Origin of the sequence: Apibacter sp. ESL0432, assembly GCF_019469225.1 — a bacterium.
Lineage (GTDB): Bacteria > Bacteroidota > Bacteroidia > Flavobacteriales > Weeksellaceae > Apibacter.
Genome location: NZ_CP048266.1, coordinates 1,342,028 through 1,363,862, shown reverse-complemented (window position 1 = coordinate 1,363,862; position 21,835 = coordinate 1,342,028). Strand labels below are relative to the sequence as shown.

Annotated in this window: 17 protein-coding genes; 11 read left to right on the top strand and 6 right to left on the bottom strand. The window is 29.7% G+C overall.

Annotated features, from left to right (window positions below; genetic code table 11):
- Positions 1–135 precede the first annotated feature (135 nt).
- From GYM73_RS05755 to GYM73_RS05740, 4 genes are read left to right on the top strand one after another with little or no spacing between them, the layout of a single operon-like run.
- On the top strand, positions 136–981 hold the full coding sequence (locus tag GYM73_RS05755) for an O-antigen ligase (RefSeq protein WP_220233246.1): 846 nt from the start codon (positions 136–138) through the stop codon (positions 979–981).
- Positions 962–2,056, top strand: coding sequence for a glycosyltransferase family 1 protein (locus GYM73_RS05750; RefSeq protein WP_220233245.1), 1,095 nt, complete (start codon positions 962–964; stop codon positions 2,054–2,056). The genes GYM73_RS05755 and GYM73_RS05750 overlap by 20 nt, the downstream gene beginning before the upstream one ends.
- A 49-nt stretch (positions 2,057–2,105) precedes the next feature.
- Positions 2,106–3,218 (top strand): glycosyltransferase, encoded by a 1,113-nt coding sequence (locus GYM73_RS05745; protein WP_160543163.1) that lies wholly within the window; start codon positions 2,106–2,108, stop codon positions 3,216–3,218.
- Positions 3,219–3,265: 47 nt separating this feature from the next.
- The gene (locus GYM73_RS05740) at positions 3,266–4,618 is read left to right on the top strand and encodes an exopolysaccharide biosynthesis polyprenyl glycosylphosphotransferase (RefSeq protein WP_220233244.1); all 1,353 of its coding nucleotides are present in this window, start codon (positions 3,266–3,268) and stop codon (positions 4,616–4,618) included.
- 67 nt (positions 4,619–4,685) lie between these two features.
- On the opposite strand, the gene GYM73_RS05735 is transcribed toward GYM73_RS05740, so the two are convergent.
- Both GYM73_RS05735 and rseP read right to left on the bottom strand, forming a co-directional pair.
- Positions 4,686–5,924, bottom strand: coding sequence for an OmpA family protein (locus tag GYM73_RS05735; RefSeq protein ID WP_220233243.1), 1,239 nt, complete (start codon positions 5,922–5,924; stop codon positions 4,686–4,688).
- A 561-nt stretch (positions 5,925–6,485) separates the two neighbouring features.
- Positions 6,486–7,814 (bottom strand): RIP metalloprotease RseP, encoded by a 1,329-nt coding sequence (gene rseP / locus GYM73_RS05730; protein WP_220233242.1) that lies wholly within the window; start codon positions 7,812–7,814, stop codon positions 6,486–6,488.
- 110 nt (positions 7,815–7,924) lie between these two features.
- On the opposite strand from rseP, the gene GYM73_RS05725 reads away from it, so the two are divergent.
- From GYM73_RS05725 to obgE, 4 genes are all read left to right on the top strand, one after another.
- Positions 7,925–8,383 (top strand): universal stress protein, encoded by a 459-nt coding sequence (locus GYM73_RS05725; protein ID WP_160543159.1) that lies wholly within the window; start codon positions 7,925–7,927, stop codon positions 8,381–8,383.
- Positions 8,384–8,486: 103 nt separating this feature from the next.
- A complete protein-coding gene (gene hpt / locus GYM73_RS05720; protein ID WP_160543158.1) occupies positions 8,487–9,029 on the top strand; it encodes a hypoxanthine phosphoribosyltransferase in 543 nt (180 codons plus the stop codon).
- 14 nt (positions 9,030–9,043) lie between these two features.
- The gene (locus GYM73_RS05715) at positions 9,044–9,622 is read left to right on the top strand and encodes an adenylate kinase (RefSeq protein WP_166004005.1); all 579 of its coding nucleotides are present in this window, start codon (positions 9,044–9,046) and stop codon (positions 9,620–9,622) included.
- Positions 9,623–9,701: 79 nt separating this feature from the next.
- Complete coding sequence (obgE, locus tag GYM73_RS05710) at positions 9,702–10,688, top strand: GTPase ObgE (RefSeq protein WP_220233241.1); 987 nt, start codon at positions 9,702–9,704, stop codon at positions 10,686–10,688.
- 109 nt (positions 10,689–10,797) lie between these two features.
- Here the strand turns inward: obgE and GYM73_RS05705 are convergent, their stop codons facing one another.
- Positions 10,798–12,351 (bottom strand): Do family serine endopeptidase, encoded by a 1,554-nt coding sequence (locus GYM73_RS05705; protein WP_160566479.1) that lies wholly within the window; start codon positions 12,349–12,351, stop codon positions 10,798–10,800.
- A gap of 230 nt (positions 12,352–12,581) precedes the next feature.
- Here GYM73_RS05705 and pdxY point away from each other — a divergent pair, with 230 nt between their 5' ends.
- Positions 12,582–13,442 carry a pyridoxal kinase PdxY gene (pdxY, locus tag GYM73_RS05700; protein ID WP_220233240.1) on the top strand — a complete coding sequence of 287 codons (861 nt, stop codon included), beginning with the start codon at positions 12,582–12,584 and terminating at the stop codon, positions 13,440–13,442.
- 120 nt (positions 13,443–13,562) lie between these two features.
- Here the strand turns inward: pdxY and GYM73_RS05695 are convergent, their stop codons facing one another.
- Together GYM73_RS05695 and GYM73_RS05690 are read right to left on the bottom strand one after the other, a co-directional pair.
- Positions 13,563–14,012 carry a MarR family winged helix-turn-helix transcriptional regulator gene (locus GYM73_RS05695; protein WP_166006061.1) on the bottom strand — a complete coding sequence of 150 codons (450 nt, stop codon included), beginning with the start codon at positions 14,010–14,012 and terminating at the stop codon, positions 13,563–13,565.
- Between the two features lie 147 nt (positions 14,013–14,159).
- Positions 14,160–14,372: a heavy-metal-associated domain-containing protein gene (locus GYM73_RS05690; protein ID WP_160543152.1), complete on the bottom strand. Its 213-nt coding sequence runs from the start codon at positions 14,370–14,372 to the stop codon at positions 14,160–14,162.
- Between the two features lie 256 nt (positions 14,373–14,628).
- Here GYM73_RS05690 and GYM73_RS05685 point away from each other — a divergent pair, with 256 nt between their 5' ends.
- The gene (locus tag GYM73_RS05685; RefSeq protein WP_220233239.1) at positions 14,629–15,447 is read left to right on the top strand and encodes an AraC family transcriptional regulator; all 819 of its coding nucleotides are present in this window, start codon (positions 14,629–14,631) and stop codon (positions 15,445–15,447) included.
- 50 nt (positions 15,448–15,497) lie between these two features.
- On the top strand, positions 15,498–16,343 hold the full coding sequence (locus GYM73_RS05680) for a carboxymuconolactone decarboxylase family protein (protein ID WP_255570948.1): 846 nt from the start codon (positions 15,498–15,500) through the stop codon (positions 16,341–16,343).
- Positions 16,344–16,677: 334 nt separating this feature from the next.
- On the opposite strand, the gene GYM73_RS05675 is transcribed toward GYM73_RS05680, so the two are convergent.
- Positions 16,678–21,726, bottom strand: coding sequence for a T9SS type B sorting domain-containing protein (locus tag GYM73_RS05675; protein WP_220233238.1), 5,049 nt, complete (start codon positions 21,724–21,726; stop codon positions 16,678–16,680).
- Positions 21,727–21,835: the final 109 nt, after the last annotated feature.

Genomic DNA, 21,835 nt, shown 5'->3' with positions numbered 1-21,835 from the left:
AAGCCGGTAATTTTGAGTATATCCAGATATATGCAATATACGGGTTGTGTATGCTTTTCATTTTATGTTTTTAAATTTTTTAGTTCGAGCATAAAAAATTCAGATATAAAAATATTTACATATATTGATAAATTAATGATAGTAATATCATTCTTTTTTGCATTAATATTTTTATTAAGTTGGGTAGGGATAGAATCACCATTTATATATTCCGGACATAGATTGAGAGGAGGTTATGTTGAAGGGGGGCCTTTTGGATTATTTATTGGTTATTATCTAATTTTACGATACTTAGTTTTTGAAAAGTTCGATAGATATACAATTTTATTTCTTATTTTAATTATTTTCTCAGAGTCAAAAGCTGCCATAATATTTATGTTATTTTTTTATGTTATTTATTTACTAATTGAAGGTAAATTAAAAATCTATAACATATTTATTTTATTAATGATGGGAAGCCTATTTTACTTATTTATAAACTATTATTATAATTTTAATCAAAGAATTTTATCTTATTGGACAGAATATAATAATATAAAATATTATATTTCTTTACGTGGAGATGATGATCCCTCGTTAGTAATGGGAAGGATTGCAGCTATGCACATTGCACCCAATATTATTAAAGATAATCCAATATTAGGAGTAGGTATGGGAAATTATTCTTTAGTAAGAAATAATCTTGACTATTTACAAGGCCTGCCGCGGGTTGTAGGATGGGATTTATCGGGGCTTGGTGGGGTCTTTAATACGGTTATTGAGTCTGGTTTTGTAGGATTATTAATTTTATTAATACCCTTTATCTATTTATGGAGGAAATACAATAGTAAAATTATTAGACACGGGATTGTACTTTTTTTTCTTGCTCAAATTTTTGGAGTTCAGTTGTACTTTCAATATATATGGTTTGGTTTAGGTTTGTGTTTTTATTTAGGTATTAAAAATCAATCAGAATTAAAGAATGAAAAAAATAGTCATTGATTGCCGAATGATTTCAATGTCAGGAATAGGTAGATATATTTCTACGTTAATACCCTATATAATTGATGAACTAAGAGATAATGTTGTGCTATTAGGTAGAAAAAAAGAGCTTAAACAATATGATGCTGAAACCATCCCATTTGATGCTCCAATTTATTCCATACAAGAACAATTGAGTTATAGAAGAATTATTCCTCGATCAAAGATATTTTGGTCTCCACATTTTAATATCCCCATATTGCCCATAAATTCCGAAAAAAGAATTACAACCGTTCATGATGCCTATCATTTAGCTTATTATGATAAGCTGACACTAGTACAAAAAATATATGCTAAAGCAATAATTAATAAAGCATTAAAAATATCAGATAAAATCATCACAGTATCTAATTTTTCTAAGAAAGAGCTATTGCAGTATACTCATTCAATATATAAAGATAAAATTGAAGTAATATATAATGGTATTTCAGATAAGAAATCAGATGAATATAATAAGAATGTGAGTATAAATCCTAATCCTTATATTTTATATGTAGGAAATATAAAGCCTCATAAAAATTTGGAAAATGCCCTTGAGGCATATGCTCTTTTTTTAAAAAAACATTCTGAAATTACTAATAAGCCATTATTTAAAATAGTCGGAAAACGAGACGGATTTATAAACGGAAGTCAAGATCGATTAAAAAAAATACTAGATAATAATCCTGTTTTAAATGAATTTGTTGTTTTTACAGGCTTTGTTTCGGATATAGAATTAAATAAATTATATTCTGAAGCTTTAGCTTTTATTTTTCCATCTAAATATGAAGGATTTGGTTTACCTCTCTTAGAAGCAATGAGAGCGAATTGTCCGGTATTAGCATCCAATATTCCACCTGTCAAAGAAATTTGCGGAGATAGTGTTTTATATTTTGATCCGGAATCTATAAACGATATTTCAGAAAAAATCAGTTTAATATATTCTTCTAAAGATTTAAGAAAAGAACTTATTACCAAAGGAAGTCAAAGAGTTAAAAATTATTCATGGGAAATATCAGCTAAAAAACATTTAAATATTTTTATGCAATTATTATAATTTTTTTATAAATTGCGAACACTAACAACTAGATACTCATTGTTTTTATATGAACAAAGCATTGATCCACGATTGGTATTGTACTATAGGTGGAGGCGAAATAGTAGTAAAGGCTCTCAATGAAATATGGAGCGATTTTGATCTTTTTTCTTTAATAGATACTTTCGATGAAACCAAAAGGAAAGAAATATTAAATGGCAAAAAGGTTACCACTAGTTTTATACAAAAGTTACCTACAGCCAAAAGAAATCATAGAAAATTCTTGCAATTTTATCCAAAAGCCATTGAACAGCTAGATGTAAGTAAATATGATCTGATTATTAGTTCTTCATCTTCCTCAGCAAAAGGTGTGCTTACATCCAGCAACCAATTGCATATATGTTATTGCCATTCGCCGGCAAGATATGCTTGGGATTTATATCAACAATATTTATTTGAATCAGGACTTACTCATGGTCTGAAAGGATTATATGCAAAATATATACTACATAAATTCAGAATATGGGATGTAATTTCATCAAACAGAGTAGACCATTTTATAGCCAATTCAAATTATATAGCGAAAAGGATTAAAAAAATCTATAACAGAGATTCTGAGGTTATCTATCCGCCAATTGATACGGAATACTTTAGCTATTACGATAAAAAAGAAGATTTTTATTTAGCTGCTTCTAGAATGGTTCCTTACAAAAAGATGGATTTAATTGTGGAAACATTCAACAATATGCCGGATAAAAAATTAGTTGTTATAGGAGACGGTCCGGATTTTAAGAAAATAGAAAAACTTGCTAAATCCAATATTGAACTAAAAGGATTTGTTTCGAACGAAAAATTAAGATTTTATCTACAAAGAGCTAAAGGATTTGTATTTGCAGCCGATGAAGACTTTGGTATGCTGCCTGTTGAGGCACAATCGTGTGGAACTCCTGTCATAGCCCTGGCAAGAGGTGGAACGCTTGAAACAGTCATACCCGGAGTAACGGGAGTATTTTTTAATAATCATAGTACAGAAAGTTTAAAGGCTGCTTTAGATAAATTTTCTACAATAGAATTTAATTATAAAATTATAAGAGATCATTCATTAAATTTTTCAAAAGAGAAATTTAAAAATAAAATAAAAGAATTTGTATTAGAAAAATATAAAGAATTTCAAAATTCTTAATTATCTGAATTTAATATTAATAGGATAACAACAAAAAAAATCTTAAAATGAATCCCTATAAATCATTTATACCAGTGATTCAATTTCTAATTGATATTCTAATAATTATTTTTTTGTTCTTTCGTTTTCTAATAATACAATATGAAACACTAGGCAATAAATGGGATATTGTATTATTATTTGAAAACCATTATAAAGCCTTGTTGCTATTTATTATAAGTTGGTATTTTATTTCAGAAAAAACCGGATTATATAAATTAAAAAAGAGCAATTTTTTAGAATCAATAAGAAAAGTCTTAATACAAGCAATTATATTTACACTTATAGTATTTACAGTCTCAGAATTAAAAAGTAAATATTTATTTAATAACGATATAACATTACTGTATAACATTTCAATATTTATATGCATAGCCATACATCATATAATCGCAGATCAATTTCAAAATAAGAAATTTTCAAGAGTTGTATTTATAGATTCTAATAATAATACAAACAATGTTATAAAGCAATTCTTCCATGGTGAAAAGATGTATAATTATGGAAAATTTGTTAAAGTTCCCCAAGAAAAAAATCAATATAAATATGATTTCGATAAATTGGAGACATTTATAAGAGATCATAACATACACATTTTGTTTTTTTCATTGAATGGAGAATTAAGTAAAGAAGTTGAGGATGCCATTATCAAATTTTCAGAAAGTAAATATTTAATTTATATTATTCCGGATATATCCTATGAGTTCTATAATAATTCAATCATAAGCTATTACGGGACTTTTCCTATATATATTTATAGAAGAAAATCAAATATATTTAATAAAATTTTTAAAAGATTATTTGACGTAGCGTTTTCACTATTTTTTATCACATTTGTATTAAGTTGGTTATTGCCCATATTAGCCTTAATTATTAAATTTACATCTAAAGGGCCCATTATTTACAAACAAGAAAGAATAGGATTAAATGGTAGACCATTTAAAATAATGAAGTTTAGATCAATGTATGTTGATGCGGAGTATAGTGGACCAAAATTGGCTACAGATTCAGACCCGAGAATAACATCTGTTGGTAAAATCATGAGAAAATACCGCATTGATGAATTTCCGCAATTTATTAATGTATTAAAGGGAGAAATGTCCATAGTAGGTCCTCGTCCGGAAAGAAAATTTTTTATAGATAAAATTATAAAATTAAATCCCAATTATAAAAAATTACATAAAGTAAAGCCCGGTATAACGTCCATAGGGCAAGTATATTTCGGCTATGCCGAAACAGTTGAAGAAATGTCACAACGTTTAAAATATGATTTATTGTACCTACAAAATGAAAATTTCTTTTTTGATTTAAAAATCATATACTTAACTATAGTTGTTATGATTCAAGGTAAAGGCAAATAGTTGATAGAAATAAGAAAAGCTAATCATTAATTACTAATGATTAGCTAAAATAAATTAAAATTAAAATCTAATTAGAATCAACTAGCGTTATTATAACTACACGGTTCCATTGATTTTTAGGATATGGTTGAACGGTATCACCTTTGCCTAAAGTAATGATGCGATTAGGTGATATACCATAATCTTTAATCAGCTTATTTTCAACCGCTTTTGCTCTCTTAATAGATAAAATTTCATTGAATTTAGGTGAACCGGTATTTTTGTCGGCTAATCCCACAATTTCAACTTTTAAGTCTTTATTCTTTTTTAATAAATCAGCGATATCATATATAACAGCTTCTTGTCTAGATTTTATTAAACTACTATTAATATCGAAAGGTATTGAATAAGGATTGTTTTTAATTATAAATTCTTTAGAATAAATAGTATCAGGTTTCTTATTTCTGGCAATTTCCAATTCTTTAATCAAATTTTTATTCTCCTTGGCTAATGAATCTATTTGTTTAGATAACTTGCTTAATAATATTTCATCAATATTGTTTTCAGGTTTATTAATAATTACTGTATCGCAATTTATTTTATCAAATTTTTGTTTACGACTTAAACCTATGATTAATCCGACATTTATTGAGCCAATACAATCCCAGTCCTGTTTTTTATATGATTTTACCCACTTTCTTTGATATTGAGCATCATTAAATTTTGATTGGACCACTTGACCGGATATGTCGAAGCTTATAGCTAATTTTTCATTAATCCTAATAGTATTAAGCAAACCAAGAACAATGACCGGTGAATTATTGTCTATGGCATTTCTATCCGTACCAATACCTGCTCCGGCATACGTAATTAAATTATATAATCTATCGTATTTATACCCGTAAAATAAATTTGAAAAATTAAACAAAGCATCAGCATGTACAGTGATATAGTATCCGCGTGTCATGTGATGAAATTTACCGGGATCAAGAGTATTTAAATCAATAGGTTCACCGTTAATATCGAACACGGGTTTACCATTAACATTAAAAGTATGTTTTTTTCCTCCCTGAAATGTCAATCTTGCTCCTATTACAGGAGAAAACCATTTTCCGGTATTTAATGTAGCTGCCCAGTTAAGCCTATCAATAAATTTAGCTTCTTTATGTTGTTTACCTCCAAAATATACACCGGTTCCGCCACCAAAATTTAAAAACCAGTTATCCCAAAAATCGTTAAAAACAATTTTTTGATTAGTCAGAGATTCCTGTGATAATAAATAAACTGAATGTAAGGATAAAAAAAGAATTAAAAATATCTTTTTCATGTAAAAAAACATAAATATTTTGTAAATATAATATTAAAGAATTTTTATAAATAGAATTAATAAAAAAATAAATTAATTTCATAATAAAGATTAATAAAAAATAAAATTTATTATTTTTTAAATTAATAGGTATAAAATAAATTTTTTTGTTTTATTTGTATGATATCTCTGTTTTTTTTAATTACTTACTTGGATTTATAAGTTACGATTTAATAAATAGAAATATGAGTATGAAAAAATCGAAAAATAATTTTATCCATTTTTATAGTATTATATAATGTCCAACAAATAAAATCGAATTAAAAATATTTATTGATTATAAATTTTTATAATTCTTAATTGAATTGAGAAGATAAGATTAATTTTTAATTAAAGTAGGATATTAGCAGCTATAGAGTATGACTAAATATAAATAATTCTGAAGATTATTAATAAAAAAAGGTTGCATTTAAAAGTATGCAACCTTTATATAAGTAAAGTTTAATTAAATTTATTTTACGAATTGGATTTGTTTTAATAATGAGAACATGAAATATTAATCTTGGCAGTAAATTAAAACAATTATTTGTTTATAACACTTTGTATAATATTCCATATATCGTTTCCAAATACCAAAATCATTAATCCAAGAAGGATAAATATACCCACCATCTGAACCTTTTCCATTGTCTTATCACTTAATTTACGACCGGTAATCATTTCAGCAATGGTAAATAAAGCATGACCTCCGTCTAAACCGGGAATCGGTAATAGATTTAAAAACGCAAGCCATATAGAAAACATAGCGGTAAAACTCCAAAATTGTCCCCAATCCCATTCAGGTGAAAATGCTTTATATAATCGTAAAGGACCGCTTACTTGTTTATAAGCTTCTGTTTTTGGATTAATAATAAGTTTAAATTGTTTTATTTGAACCAATAACATTTCCCAAGACAATACCGGCGCCCTTTTAAAGGCATCTATAAAATTATATTTTTTATATGCAGTTGCATTTTTTAAATTCGAAGCACTAGGAACAAAACCTAAAATGGCGCTATCAGGAACAAAAAGTTTTTCATTTATATTTTGTCCGTCTCGATATATTCCTAAAGTTACACTGTCATTTTTATGTTTAGAAAGTTCTAATCTAAATTCATCAATATATTTAATAGGTTGCTTGTTGAAACTAGTTATAACATCCCCTTTTTTAAGATATTTTGAAGCAAGTGAATTAGGTAAAATCGAATCAACATCGGCAATTATTCTCGGAGAAATAAAGCCTCTGCCTTCCTGTTTTAAAACATCCCTTTTTTCTTCAGGGAGGAGGTTAAATTTAATGATTTTTCCATCGCGCTTAACCGTTACATGATCTCCGAATAAAAGAGAAACAGGTAAATAATTAAAAGTAGGAATCTCTTTATTATCAACTTCTAATATAATATCACCATCTTTAAATCCTAATTTTTTACCTACATCAGAAAATGCATATCCGTCTTTTAATTGATCCGTATTAATAGTTTGTTCACCCGTAGTCATTAAAATTCCGGCATATATAATGATAGCCAATAAGATATTAACAAAAATTCCGGCAAGCATAATAATTAAACGTTGCCAAGCCGGTTTAGAACGAAATTCCCAAGGCTGAGGTGGACTTTTCATTTGCTCAGTATCCATGCTTTCATCAATCATGCCTGCTATTTTAACATATCCCCCTAACGGCAACCAACCAATACCATATTCAGTATCACCTATTTTCTTTTTGAATAAAGAAAACCATGGATCAAAGAATAAATAAAATTTTTCAACCTTTGTCTTAAAATATTTTGCCGCTAAAAAGTGTCCTGCTTCATGAAAGACAACTAAAATAGATAAACACAATAATAACTGGGCAATTTGGATAAATATATGCATATTCAAAATAAAACTTAGTTTGCAAAAGTAAGAAAATTTATTCTATTGAAATTTTATGATAAAAATAAAAATATTCATTAACTTTAAGCTGTATAATAAAATATTAGGTTATGAAAACAATGATAGTCCCTGTAGATTTTTCAGCAACTACAAAATATATTTTGAAAGAAGCTGTGATCTATGCCAAAGCTACCGGAAGTAAAATGTGCCTTTTACATGTTGCCAGTTTAGATTTAGGTTTTATTATAGGGGATATCGGTTTTCAATATCTTCCGGAATTGGAGGAAGCAGGTATGAAGGAAGAAACCAGACAATTGGTAGAATATGAAAAATCAATTAAAGAACAAGGCATTGAAGTTGAAATTGTTATAAAACAAGGAACTCCTGCAGATATAATTTTGAAAGAAGCAGAATCCAGAAAAGCTAATCTCATCATTATGGGTTCTCATGGAAGAGGTTTACTTATGGAAGCAATCCTTGGCAGTGTTTCAAAAAACGTTATTAATAAATCTAAAGTACCCATTCTTATAGTTCCTCCCAATCAACATCAACATCATCATGAAAAATAATCTTTTATGATGGTTCAGTTATCTAACATTAAAAATTATATACTTCAAACTTTGATATTTAGTCAATATCATTATATTTGCGGCATAGTAAAGATAGTTATATATGGAAGAAATTAAGATTCTGGATAAAACTTTTACCCCTTTTATATCTTCGGAAGAAATAGACCATTCCATACAAAGGATGACCAATACTTTGTATGAAGAATACAAAGACACCGTCCCCGTTTTTATAGGGGTACTTAACGGAGTTATTATGTTTTTCAGTGATTTTTTAAAAAATTATAAAGGCAACTGTGAAATAGGTTTCCTTCAGTTGTCTTCATACAAAAGTGGAATGCAAAGTTCAGGAACCGTTGATTTAATTACAGATATGACTGTAGACATCACAAACCGAGATATAGTAATACTTGAAGATATTATTGATACCGGTAACACCTTGGAATACCTTTATAAATTACTTGAAGTAAAACCGGTGAGAAGCATTAAAATTGCAACTTTGTTTTTTAAACCGGATGTTTATAAAAAGGATCTAAATATAGATTTAATAGGAATGAATATACCAAATAAATTTGTTATAGGGTATGGGTTGGATTATAATGGTTTAGGAAGGAATTTTAAAGACTTATACCAATTAAAAGGAGAATAAACAGAATTTCAAATATGAATATAATTGTTTTATTTGGCCCTCCCGGGAGTGGAAAAGGGACTCAAGCAAAAATTTTAGCAGAAAAGTTTCACTTAGAACACATTTCCACCGGAGACTTATTCAGATATAATATAAAGAATAATACCAAATTAGGTCAAGAGGCTCAAACCTATATAAATCATGGAAAATTAGTGCCGGATGAACTTACAACAGAAATGTTGATAGATGAACTTAAAAGAAATTCAAACAAAAAAGGGTTTATCTTAGATGGATATCCAAGAACTAAAAGCCAAGCAGAAGCCCTTGATGAATTATTGGATTCTATATTTCAAACCCAAGTTGATGTAACGTTAGCCCTTTATGTAGAAGATGAAATTCTAGTCAAAAGAATTTTAAAAAGAAGTGAAGAAAGCGGTCGTTCAGATGATGCAGATGAAAGTATAATTCGTAACAGAATTAAAGAATATTATGAAAAAACAGCCGTTGTTTCCAACTATTATAAAGAACAACATAAACTGGTTGAATTAGATGGAGAGGGAAGTATTGAAGATATAACCGCAGAACTGTCTAAAGAAATAGAAAAGTTTGTATAAAAAATACATGTAACACATACAAATAAAAGGATTATTATGAAAAATGATAATCCTTTTTTTATAAAAAAATAAAAGATATATGCAGTCGAATTTTGTTGATTATGTTAAAATTTTTTGTAAAAGCGGACACGGAGGCGCCGGTTCTGCACACCTTCACAGAGCAAAATATATCCCTAAAGGTGGCCCTGATGGAGGAGATGGAGGAAGAGGGGGACATATAATTATACGTGGTAATGCTCAACTATGGACCCTTTTGGCTTTAAAATATTCCAAACACAATAAAGCTGAAAACGGTAAACCCGGAGGAAAACAAGAATTAACCGGAGCTAATGGAGCGGATTTATATATCGAGGTTCCCGTTGGAACTATTGCTAAAGATGAAAGCGGAACTATTGTTGGAGAAATAACTAAAGATAAAGAAGAGATAATTTTACTTGAAGGAGGAAAAGGAGGGTTAGGAAATTCACACTTTAAATCATCAACCAATCAAACTCCGCGATATGCTCAACCCGGATTGCCCGGTAAGGAAGGTAATTTTATTTTGGAATTAAAATTATTAGGTGATGTGGGATTGGTAGGTTTTCCAAATGCAGGAAAATCAACATTATTGTCTGCTTTAACATCTGCAAAACCGAAAATAGCCGATTATGCTTTTACCACCTTAGTACCGAATTTAGGAATCGTTAAATACAGGGATTTTCAATCATTTGTTATTGCCGATATTCCGGGTATTATTGAAGGAGCATCCGAAGGAAAAGGACTAGGGTATAAATTTCTAAGACATATAGAAAGAAATTCAATTTTATTGTTTTTGATTCCGGCTGATGCAAAAGATTATTACCAAGAATATAAAATTCTGTTAAATGAGCTGAATAAATATAATCCTGAATTAAATGATAAAGATCGAGTAATTGCTATTTCAAAATCAGATTTACTGGATAAAGAATTGGAGGAAGAAATAAGGAAGACTTTTCCTGAAAATTTCAAATTATTATTTATTTCTGCCGTAACCGGAGAAAATTTAATTCAATTAAAAGACGAACTTTGGAAATTATTACATCAGTAATAATTTATGTATCATAAAAACATTATATAAAAAGAATTGCAACTTTTTAATAAATTTAAAAAGTTGCAATTCAAACTACTAATTAATTATATATCAATAACTACATTTCTTATTCCATTTTAAATCCTCTACGATAGATTCTACCATAAGGATCTACATATCTTACAGAAACTGTTCCTTTATAATTTTTTAATATTTTTTCAATGTCTTTTTCACTATTAACAGGCTTATCGTTTACTTCCATTAAGATATATCCTTCACCAATGCCTGCTAATTTCAATTTTCCGTTAGAATCGATTCTGGTTACAACAATACCGGATTCTAAACCGTAATTAACCTTTTGGTCATCAGTCAATTCTTGAAATTCAGCACCCAACTTTTCGGCGACACTTAAATCGTTCTTCGTTTTAACCGAAGTCCCTCCTTTAGCATCTTTAATTCTAACATTAAAAGATTTATACGAATCATCTCGTATAACGGTAACCTTCACTTGGTCACCCGGTCTTTTCTCTCCAATAACTCCCGAAAGAGTAGGGAAGTTTTTAATATTCGTTCCGTCAATTTGCTTGATAATATCTCCTTTTTTCAAGCCGGCATCTTTTGCTCCTCCGTCATTTTGAATATCAGTGATAAGTACACCTTCTTGTGATTTATAGTTGGTTTTATTTTGAGAATTATATTGTTTAACTGCAGAATCATCACTTAAGTCAAGAGCACCAATACCCAAATAACCCCGTTGAACCAAACCGTATTTGCGAATATCTTCCACAACTTTTTTAGCTATGTTGGAAGGAACAGCAAAACTGTACCCTTCAAATGTTCCGGTTCCGGAATGAGAAGCAATTGCTGTATTAATACCAATTAAATCACCATTGGCGTTTACTAAAGCACCTCCGCTATTCCCGGGATTTACTGCCGCATCGGTTTGAATAAAAGATTCAATAGGACTTCTGGAATTGGAACGCAAAAGATCTAAACTACGACCTTTGGCTGAAATGATACCCGCTGTAACTGTTGAAGTTAATCCAAATGGATTTCCTACAGCTAATACCCATTCTCCAATTCTCACATTATCGGAATTATAGAAATTTAAAAAGCTTAACCCTTTTTCATCAATTTTTAACAGAGCAATATCGGAGTTGATATCCGTTCCTACTAAAGTGGCTGTATATGTTTTTTGATTATTAAGTGTAATTTCTATTTTATCAGCTCCATCAATCACGTGGTTATTGGTAACAATATAACCATCACTAGAAATAATTACTCCCGAACCTAAACCGTTTGGAGAATCTTTTGGAGTTTGTTGCTGTCTTTGTTGCCCTTGAGAATTAAAAGGATCTCCAAAAAAGAAATCAAAAGGATCTAAGGATCTGCGTTGTTGTTGCTGCACATAGGAAGAATAACATTTTACACTCACTACTGCATTCACGGTTTTTTCTGCTGCGATGGTTAAATCGGGAGGATTTAATCCAACTACGCTATTAGTAGAAGCTGAAGTAAAATAAGCTTTTTCGTTATGAGTAGGATTTTTAAATATTTCAAAATCATTTAAATTCGTATTTTTTGATATGGAGGTAACTGCACCTGCAGAAATTAATCCCCCTATCGCACCTACTAAAATATAAGAACCTATTTTTTTAATTTCAAACTTATTTTTTTTCATAGTACAATTTAATTTAAATAAATACTGGATTTTTTTATTTCAAAAGTAATACCAAATTTCAATTATTTTGTTGCTTTAACGGTTTTTAACAAGAAATTAATCTTCTTTTATATGGTTTATTAATTATTTCACTTTTCATATTGAGAAATGAACATACTGAACAATTCTTAATAAATAACTACTAATTGCCAATAAAGTTTATAAATTTGTAACTAATAATTGTAAAACTAATGAAAAATATTTTATCCATCCAATCTCATGTAGTGTATGGCCACGCAGGAAACAGTGCAGCTGAATTTCCCATGCAGCGTTGCGGCGTTAGAGTATGGTCATTAAATACGGTACAATTTTCCAATCATACACAATATGGACAATGGACGGGTGAAGTAATGACAGCCAAACATTTATTGGATATTGTTCAAGGAATCGATAATATCCATCAGTTGAAAAAGTGCGATGCAGTTTTAAACGGATACATTGGTTCTCCCGAACAAGGAAAATCAATTTTGGAAATAGTTAAAAAGGTTAAAAATGAAAATCCAAATGCCGTTTATTTTTGTGACCCCGTTATGGGACATCCGGAAAAAGGCTGTATTGTAGCTCCCGGAGTGTCGGAATTTTTTAAAAATGAAGCGATGGGAGTAAGTGACATTATGGCACCTAACTTATTAGAGTTGGAAATTTTAACCGATCGAACTATAACTTCGGTTGCGGAAGTAGTTTCTGCAATTGATGTAATTCACAGTAAAGGGGTAAAAACAGTATTAGTTAAACATTTAAGCAGGGCAGGCTATCGTTCAGATAAATTTGAGATGTTATTGTCTACTTCTGAAGGAAAATGGCATATATCAAGACCTTTAGTAGATTTTGGAGTTCGTCAACCGGTTGGCGTAGGGGATCTTACTTCCGGTTTATTATTGACCCATATGTTACTGGGGAAAAATTATAAAGAAGTTTTAGAACATACAACTGCTGCTGTTTATGCGGTTATGCTGGAAACTCATAGACAAGGAGAGTATGAATTGCAATTGGTAGCAGCACAAGATGAAATTGTAAATCCGACTCAAATGTTTGAGGCTGTAAAATTATAATTGATATTTTAAGGTAAGCTATTACTTAAAACGCATATCTTTTTTACCGCAAATTTTAAATTTTAAAACGCATAGTGGTGAAGAATAAACCTTTTATATAAAAAAGTTTATAAAGCATTTCTATATATTAGATTCATTAATATTTTTCTGGATAATCTTAAGAATAGTAAATAAATCATTAAGTTGTTTTTCAGTTAGTCCTTTGGCTACTTCTTTCGCATATTGCTTTGCTATGTCTTTGGCATTATGTAAAAGTGTAATTCCTTGCTCAGTGATTAATATAATTTTTTTCCGACGATCTTTTTCTGCATTGACTCTGCTTACCAAATTTTTTTTTTCTAAAATATCAATGGATCGGGTGATGGCAGAATTATCTCTGTGTATTTTTTCTGATATTTTCTGCATGGATATTCCTGTAGAATGTTCCGTTAATAAATCTAAAATAATAAATTGTTCGGGAGTAATGTCTAACTTATTGGTAGAAAATTTTTTATTTAATAGATTCCTGTGCAGATTTTCTGTATAACTTAATTGGTAACCGATCGAATTTTCTTTTTCAGAGTTAGTCATTGCTATCCGAATTATATTTTATTTATATATAAATTTTTAAAATGCAAAGGTAATTAATATTATTATAGGATTAAAGAACAAAAAGAAGATAACAATAAAAAGAACCCTTAAAAAAATAAAGGTTCTTTTAGCAATTTTATTGAAAAATTAAATTTTTTCAATGGTAAATCCGGCTTTTTTTACTGCATTGACAACCTCTTCTTCCGTAGCACCCGCTAAGTCTACAGTCAAGATTTTATCCGGATTGGCTGTATCAACTTCCCATTTTGAAATACCTTCTACTTTAGACAAAAAGGGGGTTACTGCTTTTACACAACCTCCACAATCTATATTAGTTTTAAATTTTAATTCATTTTTCATATTTATTGTTCAAATTTATTTGATATCTCAAATGTACTCTATAATTAATGAAAGTAAATTATATAATTATGGAAACTTTTTATATAAAATATATTTGATACTAATCAATAATACAAATTTTACTGTCAATAAATTATATAATTCCATTATAAAAAAGGTAATCATTAGGTTTTCAAACTAGTTTTTAAGTTCAGTATCAGAAATTTAAAAAATATATTTCTATTATATCACTCACAATAAATTTTATCTTTGTTATATGTTAAAAGAATATTCAATAGCAAATATCTTAGGGGTACCGAATCATTTCATTTCGTATTTTGTAGGAACATTTGAAGGAACAGAAGATCCGGATATTGAATGGCCTCATCGACATTCCTTCTATTCTCTGGTTTGGTTTACTCATGGAAGCGGATTTTATGTTGTCGATTTTCAAGAGTATCCCATAAAACCCAACCGTATTTTTCTTGTAAATACTAAACAGATACATAATTGGGAATATTCTTCTGACAGTAAAGGATATATTTTGATGGTGGATGCTTGCCTAGGCTTGGAATTGGGTATTAATAATCATAGGGCATTTGTAGATATTCCAACTTCATATATACAAATTATGGAAAGCTGTTTTATGAACCTTATTCATGAATTTGGATTGAAAGATGAAGTAGCCGAAACAACTATAAAATTAGGAATTCCCTATCTCTATTCCATACTTAACAGATTGTCATTTAAAAAAGAAACAAACTTTCATCATACTCTTTTAGACGATTTAAAAATGGTAATTTTTGAAGAAAATTTTAAAACATCATCCATTGAAGATTACGCTGAAAAATTGAAAGTTACAACTCAAGAATTAAATGAAATTTGTAAACAATACAAAGGCATTTCTTCCAAACAATATATTATAGATCTTAAAATTACGGAGGCCAAACGATTATTACTATTTAGCGAGTATAATGTTAACGAGATAGCTTATAAATTAGGGTTTGAAGATCCCTCTTATTTTTCACGTATTTTCAAAAAGAAAACAGATTTCTCTCCTTCAACCTTTTTGGAAAAGTACCGAAAACAGAAATAAAAGTCCTACCTGTAGAGTGTTGATCTCCGGTACCTTTGCTTAAAAACAAAATGAAAAAATTACTTACCGTATTAATGGTATTTATATTAACATTAAATAGTTATGCGCAAATGGAAAAATCAGAACGTTACCAAAAAGGTTGGGAAAAATTAAAAGAAATTGATGGAGAAGCCGGAATCAGAACCGTTGAAAGTTTAAAAGATATTTCACCGGAATTAAGTAGATTTATTATTGAATATTCATTTGGAGAAGTGTATAGTTTAAAAGCACTGGATAATAAATCAAAAGAAATAGCGGCCATCTCATCTCTCATGGCACAGGGAGCCATACCTCAATTAAAAGTCCATTTACATGGAGCCTTACAAGTAGGTTGTTCCATAAATGAAATAAAAGAGGTTATTTTGCAAATGTCGGTATATTGTGGATTTCCAAAATGTATTAATGGAATGAATGCATTTAGAGAGGTCCTTAAAGAAAGAAAAGAAAAAGGAATCAAAGATGAAGAAGGTAAAAAGGCTTCTAAAAATGAGACAGACCGATATAAGTTAGGAGCTGATTATTTAGCCATGTTGAAGAAAGAACAAGAAGATATTCTAAAAAAGGCGTATCGAGACATTTCACCGGAGTTGGTTAATTTTGTTATCGAATATGGATATGGAGATATTTTTTCAAGAGATAATTTAGATAAAAAATATAGACAAATTGCCACCATAGCAGCTTTAGCAACATTGGGAAATGCACAATCTCAATTAAATTTTCATATAAAAGGAGCATTGAATATAGGTTTAACTCCTGATCAAATCAAAGAGGTAATGCTACTTATGACAGTCTATGCAGGATTTCCTGCTTCTATAAACGGAATAAATATTCTTAAAGAAGTTGTTTATAATAAATAAGAATACACTTTAACTGCTATATTTTATTAATTACACACACCAAGTCTTAAAAATTTAAATGATAATAGTTTAAATTTTAATCTTAACAACCGCTAAGCCTTCTGATTGTTTAATTCATTCAGAATGGCTTACTTTTAAATTACCAATTCAAAAATTTTTATAATGCCCTCGACTCTAAACTTTGTATTCCTTACTCTTTTCAAAAAATTTTATAAGTATTTACGAAGTTAAAACATAAAAAAATACAGACATATAATCGCTGCTCAAAAAATTGAATACGTATATGCCTGTACGTGTTTTAAAGATAAAAATTTATATGAGAACTATTTATTCATTAATCAACGTGATTATTATGGTTTCTTACAACGATCCATCCGGTAAATTGTCTTCCGTCAGCAATATCAATAACATACCAATAGGAAGTAGTAGGTAATGGTCTGCCCAAATAATATCCATTCCATACAAAGCATGAATTAGAACTTTGTGAAAATACAACTTTACCATATCTGTCAAAAATTTTGATATGAGAAGGAAGTGAGTCGAAATTTTCCAGGCCGCATAATCGCCATGCATCATTAAGATTGTCTCCATTGGGAGTTATCACATTATTTATCTTAAATAAAACTCCTTTCTTTTCAGGAGAATAACAACCGTTTGCCAATGATCTTACATAGAAAGTATATATCCCCGGTTTTAGATTATAAAATGTATTATGGGATTGCCAATTTTTATTATCCATAGAATATTCCAAAGGAGCATCCCCTTCGGCAATTACCGTTATATAATCATTACCTTCCTTTAAATCTGTAATTCTCGTTTTAGCATATTCGGTTACATGAGTAGTATAAGTATACTTACAACCGTTTTTACCGGTAATGGTAACCGTATAAATACCTGCTTTATATATGGTTATTGTATGTTTATCATATCCTTTTACTCCGGTATTCCATTCGTAAAAATCCTCAGGATTTTTTGTATCCGCTACTAGTTCAAGAGTTCCATTCGGACATATTTTTAGGTTCTTTTGTAATGTACTTACAGGAACCGGTAAAACCTTAAGATTTATTACACTTAGAGCCGGACAGTAATCGGGAGATGAAACTCGGACGTATACTTGGTCCTTAAAAGATACAATATTTTTATAATTATATGGATCTACAATAGGATTGGTTTGGTTTTTAGCATCGTTTAAAGTGCTGAAATATTCAAAAGTAGCCTTTGGATCTTTGGTTATGGATGAGTTCATGGTAGTGATATTAAAAAAAGTTAATCCATCAAAGTCATCATCACAACTTTCAATTTCCATGGATTGAGTTGATACCTTAATTTTATCTTTTGTGTATAAGGTAACAGTTCTGATTGAGCTGCACCCGTATTTATTGGTTGCTTTTAGTACTATTTTTTCATTAAAGCTTTTTACTGTGTATTGATGTATATTTTTGATCTTATTGATGTCTTTAAAAGCATCTTCCTGAGAATGATAATAGGAAAATGTATACCCGTCGGGATTAAAAATTACGGTATAGCGAAGATCATCTAAATCTACTTTATATATATCGTCAAAATCTGAATCACAAACTAAATATTTAGCATTAATAAGTTTAGGAAGAGGTTCTAAATTAACTTCTAAATATCTAACCGTATAACAACCGGTAGAAGGATTATCCATCCGTACCCATACATAATCTTTTGCTAAGGTAACAGAATAACGTTCAGGATTTTTTATAAGCGTATGGCTGTCTCTATTATTAGCTCCTTCCTCGGTTTTGTAATAATTTATAGTTAAATTTTGGCCCGAGGTAATTAAAACATCAGATATATAGTTGGTTAAATTAACATATTCTTGCATATCTGATCCCACATCGCAAATATGTATTTTTTTATTTTGAGCTAACACTTTTTCTGCACTTTTGAATGTGAGCTTTGCAATGGAAAAACATCCTGAAGAATTCGTAATTCTTACATAAATGGTAGTAGGAAATGGTTGAATGACATATTCTTTTGTATTGGAAATACTAAATTTATCAGCATACGCATTTTCATATGAAGTGTAATATGAGTATTGATAATTTGATCGGGAAGTTGTAACTAAATCTTCTTCATATAAGGTTAAATCGACGATTTCCGTATCATCGGCATTGTTGTCACATATTTCAACAATTTTATCTTTAACTAAAGGTGAAGATTGTAACGTAAAACCTAATTTTTGAATGATCTGGCATTCCTTACCTGAAGAGATTTTAACATATAGTTGCGTTGAATTTTTTATGGTATGTTTTATAATAGTATTAATGTTGTTTAAAGCATCTTGTTCATTTAAATAATAGGAGAAAGTAAAACTTTGCGGATTGATAACTATATGAGAGTTTAATTCACTTAAAATTACTTCTTCCTCATTATCATTACTAAAGTCACAGATATCCAAGTTATATTTTAAGACAATAGGAAAAGGATTTAACTTTATTTTTAAAGGCTTTATTTCACAACATTTTGATTTTTTGTTGGTAAAACGAACATATAGTGTAGTAGTGTTGTATAAGACGAAAGCAGCAGGATCTAAAATTTTTTCATTATTGTTTTGATTTTGAGCTCCTTCTGCCGTTAAATAAAAATCTACCGAAACTCGTTTCGTATCAACTCCGCTTTCTGCAATCACCGGAATTAAATTTACGATTTTGTTATGGCTATTGTCTGTATCACAAACCTCAATAGTTTTCAAATCAGGAACTGTTACCGATTCCAATAAACGTATTTCTACAGGTATAATACTTGGACAACTGTTTTCATAATTAGTTCTAACATATACTTTATTATTACTTATACTTATAGGATAGGGTTCTATAGCAGAAATCGGATGTATTTCTTTGAAAGCATCGTGTTCAGACGTGTAGAATTGAACAGAACTGTAATCGGTTAGGCCTAAAAAATTTATTAAATCGTTCAAATAATAAATTTCATTTCCATCATTTCCCCTATCGCATAGATATACGTTTTGCCATTCGGATAATTCTAAAGGTTTTAAAATCAAATCAATTTTATGAAAATATCTACACACATCGTTTACTTTTACTTTTACGTAAATAGTTTTTTTACCTCTTACAATCGTTTCTTTTATGGGATTAACTTCATTAGTATAGTCATCCAATGTTTCATAAAATGAAATTGAGGATGGAGGATAACCGGCAAGAAAAATAGGTCTTAATGTATTTAGGTTAAATTTACTTTCTCCTGAATTATTTACATCGCATATGTTATAACTCGGCCTTTTTTCAATTTGATCGATAACTTCTAATTTTATTTCACGTATATGTACACATTGAGTTTTATTGTCAAAAAATCGTACATAAACTATGGAAAAAGGATAATTAACCGGGTAATTTTCCAAGTCTGAAATAAGTTGAGAACTATCTTTAGAAACAGCCCCATCCCAAGAATTGTAAATTCCTTCCAGCACAATGTCATGCCCTTTCTTCATGTCATTATAATATTCCCAAAGATTTTCATGTAATCCCGATGTTTTTTTATCGCATACATATTTATGCATGTTATTTACCAAGGTATTTTTGAAAGTAAAAGAGAGGGTAGTTATAGAAGGGCAATACCCGGGACCGGATATACTTACATAAATAATTTCTTCATTAGTAACCGAATACGATTCGGGATTTTGTATAGGATTTATATTTTGTAAAGCATCAGATTCGGAAGTAAAATAACTAAAAGAAAGATTATCATATCCCGTAATCGAGGCTTCATAGGATCTCAAATTATAAATTTCTCGTCCTTTTAAATCTTCGTTACAAAGTATAATTTCTTGAGGTTTGGAAACAATCGTTTTTTGAAATTTGAAAGTTACAGGAATGATAGAAAAGCAATCTTCAAAGTCTTTATTACTTGCTTTTGCATAGACGGTTACCGCAGAAGAAAGCGAAAGAGTACTAATGGGATGATTTCCGTGTAGAGCATTAGTATAGGAATCGTAAAAATCGAGGTTCATCCATTCTTCATATCCATTTATTTGATTCGTATAATTGTTTAAATATATTATTTCAGAATCCCGGTCACCATTACTGCAAATTATAATAGGTTCCATTTCTTTTAGGCCGGGTTTTCTTTTCATGTGAATGGTAATCACCGAAGTCGAATAACAATCTTTACCCTTTGAAGCTCGTAAATAAAAGGAATTTGAATTAGAAGTAATCGGATAGGAATTTAAACCCGTCAAAGGATATTGTCCTGAATGGGCATCGTCTAAATTCTGATGTAAAGTAGTAATGACATCGGGAGCAGATTCAGAAGCTTCTTTCATCAATTCTTCTAAATTGATAACTTCATTTGGGGTTATACCTTCAAAACATTTATTTACCTCTAAGTCTTTCACTTTTGGAAAGTCAGAGGCGAAAATAATTCGGAATTCATCATTGAGGGTAACCGGAGTACAACCGGCATAGGATACGTTCACATAATAAGTTGTTGAATTTTTCGGATTAACTTCCGATGAAGGAATAACGGTTTGATCAGCATCTTTCCATTCAACTTTAGGAACATTAGGAGTACCTTGCGGAGCAAATCTCCATGCTTCATGATAGGCTTCCCAGATTCCTGTATTTCTTTGATCGGGTGAAATTCCTTCAGATCCATCGGAATTAGTGATTCCGATAAGTGCTCTTTTTTCATTTCCTATTTCACAAGTTAACGGTTTTTCTTTTACATAGACTTCGATAACATTAGTAGTTTCATAAAGTATTATTTGCACGGTCGATTTTGAGTTTTCGCAACCAAAATGATTCATATTATAATAATTTATGATTGTTTTTCGGAAAGGAATCATCCCTGTCGTATACATGGTAATTTTACCGCAATCACGAGTACAACCAAACACATCACTATCATTGGTCATATCATGATATGCCCCGAATATGGTATTATGCATTAAATTAGGGTCGGGGATAGATCCTGCAATGGCATAAGGACATTCTGTTCCCGCATATTGGGTATCAAAACAGATGACTCCGTTATCACCTAAAATAATAGAGTTAAAAGTATTACCGTAAAAACAGAAATTAAAAGGGAGTTCTTGCGCGTTGCTCCATTTATCATCACTGTCAATGATAACTTCTTGACCTTCAGAGAATGTTCCCACCGGATTAAAAGGAATAGAGGTTACAGCATAGGAAGACGTGTTTTTTAGTTCCGGATATTCAGCCTTCAGTAAAATTTTATGGTTTTCGTTGAATTTATAATTACAATCAATGGTAACAGGACTTTTCAGGCCATTATGATCTTTTATCGTCACCGAAGGGCTTGTCATAATTTGGGCAGGAATTGAATTAAAAATTCCTAAGAATAATAAAATGAAAAAACGGTATGGAGCCTGTGTGCTCATGTAATTTTTTAATGTTAATGTTAGTTTAACAAAGTTAACAATTATTAACATTTAATTTTATATAATTTTAAATATTTTTTCAAATAAAATAAATTATTATGAATAAAAA

Bases quoted from the DNA above. Each gene is read 5' to 3' on its own strand.
- GYM73_RS05755 (WP_220233246.1), top strand. From the start codon at position 136: ATGATAGTAATATCATTCTTTTTTGCATTAATATTTTTATTAAGTTGG.
- GYM73_RS05750 (WP_220233245.1), top strand. From the start codon at position 962: ATGAAAAAAATAGTCATTGATTGCCGAATGATTTCAATGTCAGGAATA.
- GYM73_RS05745 (WP_160543163.1), top strand. From the start codon at position 2,106: ATGAACAAAGCATTGATCCACGATTGGTATTGTACTATAGGTGGAGGC.
- GYM73_RS05740 (WP_220233244.1), top strand. From the start codon at position 3,266: ATGAATCCCTATAAATCATTTATACCAGTGATTCAATTTCTAATTGAT.
- GYM73_RS05735 (WP_220233243.1), bottom strand. From the start codon at position 5,924: ATGAAAAAGATATTTTTAATTCTTTTTTTATCCTTACATTCAGTTTAT.
- rseP (WP_220233242.1), bottom strand. From the start codon at position 7,814: ATGCATATATTTATCCAAATTGCCCAGTTATTATTGTGTTTATCTATT.
- GYM73_RS05725 (WP_160543159.1), top strand. From the start codon at position 7,925: ATGAAAACAATGATAGTCCCTGTAGATTTTTCAGCAACTACAAAATAT.
- hpt (WP_160543158.1), top strand. From the start codon at position 8,487: ATGGAAGAAATTAAGATTCTGGATAAAACTTTTACCCCTTTTATATCT.
- GYM73_RS05715 (WP_166004005.1), top strand. From the start codon at position 9,044: ATGAATATAATTGTTTTATTTGGCCCTCCCGGGAGTGGAAAAGGGACT.
- obgE (WP_220233241.1), top strand. From the start codon at position 9,702: ATGCAGTCGAATTTTGTTGATTATGTTAAAATTTTTTGTAAAAGCGGA.
- GYM73_RS05705 (WP_160566479.1), bottom strand. From the start codon at position 12,351: ATGAAAAAAAATAAGTTTGAAATTAAAAAAATAGGTTCTTATATTTTA.
- pdxY (WP_220233240.1), top strand. From the start codon at position 12,582: ATGAAAAATATTTTATCCATCCAATCTCATGTAGTGTATGGCCACGCA.
- GYM73_RS05695 (WP_166006061.1), bottom strand. From the start codon at position 14,012: ATGACTAACTCTGAAAAAGAAAATTCGATCGGTTACCAATTAAGTTAT.
- GYM73_RS05690 (WP_160543152.1), bottom strand. From the start codon at position 14,372: ATGAAAAATGAATTAAAATTTAAAACTAATATAGATTGTGGAGGTTGT.
- GYM73_RS05685 (WP_220233239.1), top strand. From the start codon at position 14,629: ATGTTAAAAGAATATTCAATAGCAAATATCTTAGGGGTACCGAATCAT.
- GYM73_RS05680 (WP_255570948.1), top strand. From the start codon at position 15,498: ATGAAAAAATTACTTACCGTATTAATGGTATTTATATTAACATTAAAT.
- GYM73_RS05675 (WP_220233238.1), bottom strand. From the start codon at position 21,726: ATGAGCACACAGGCTCCATACCGTTTTTTCATTTTATTATTCTTAGGA.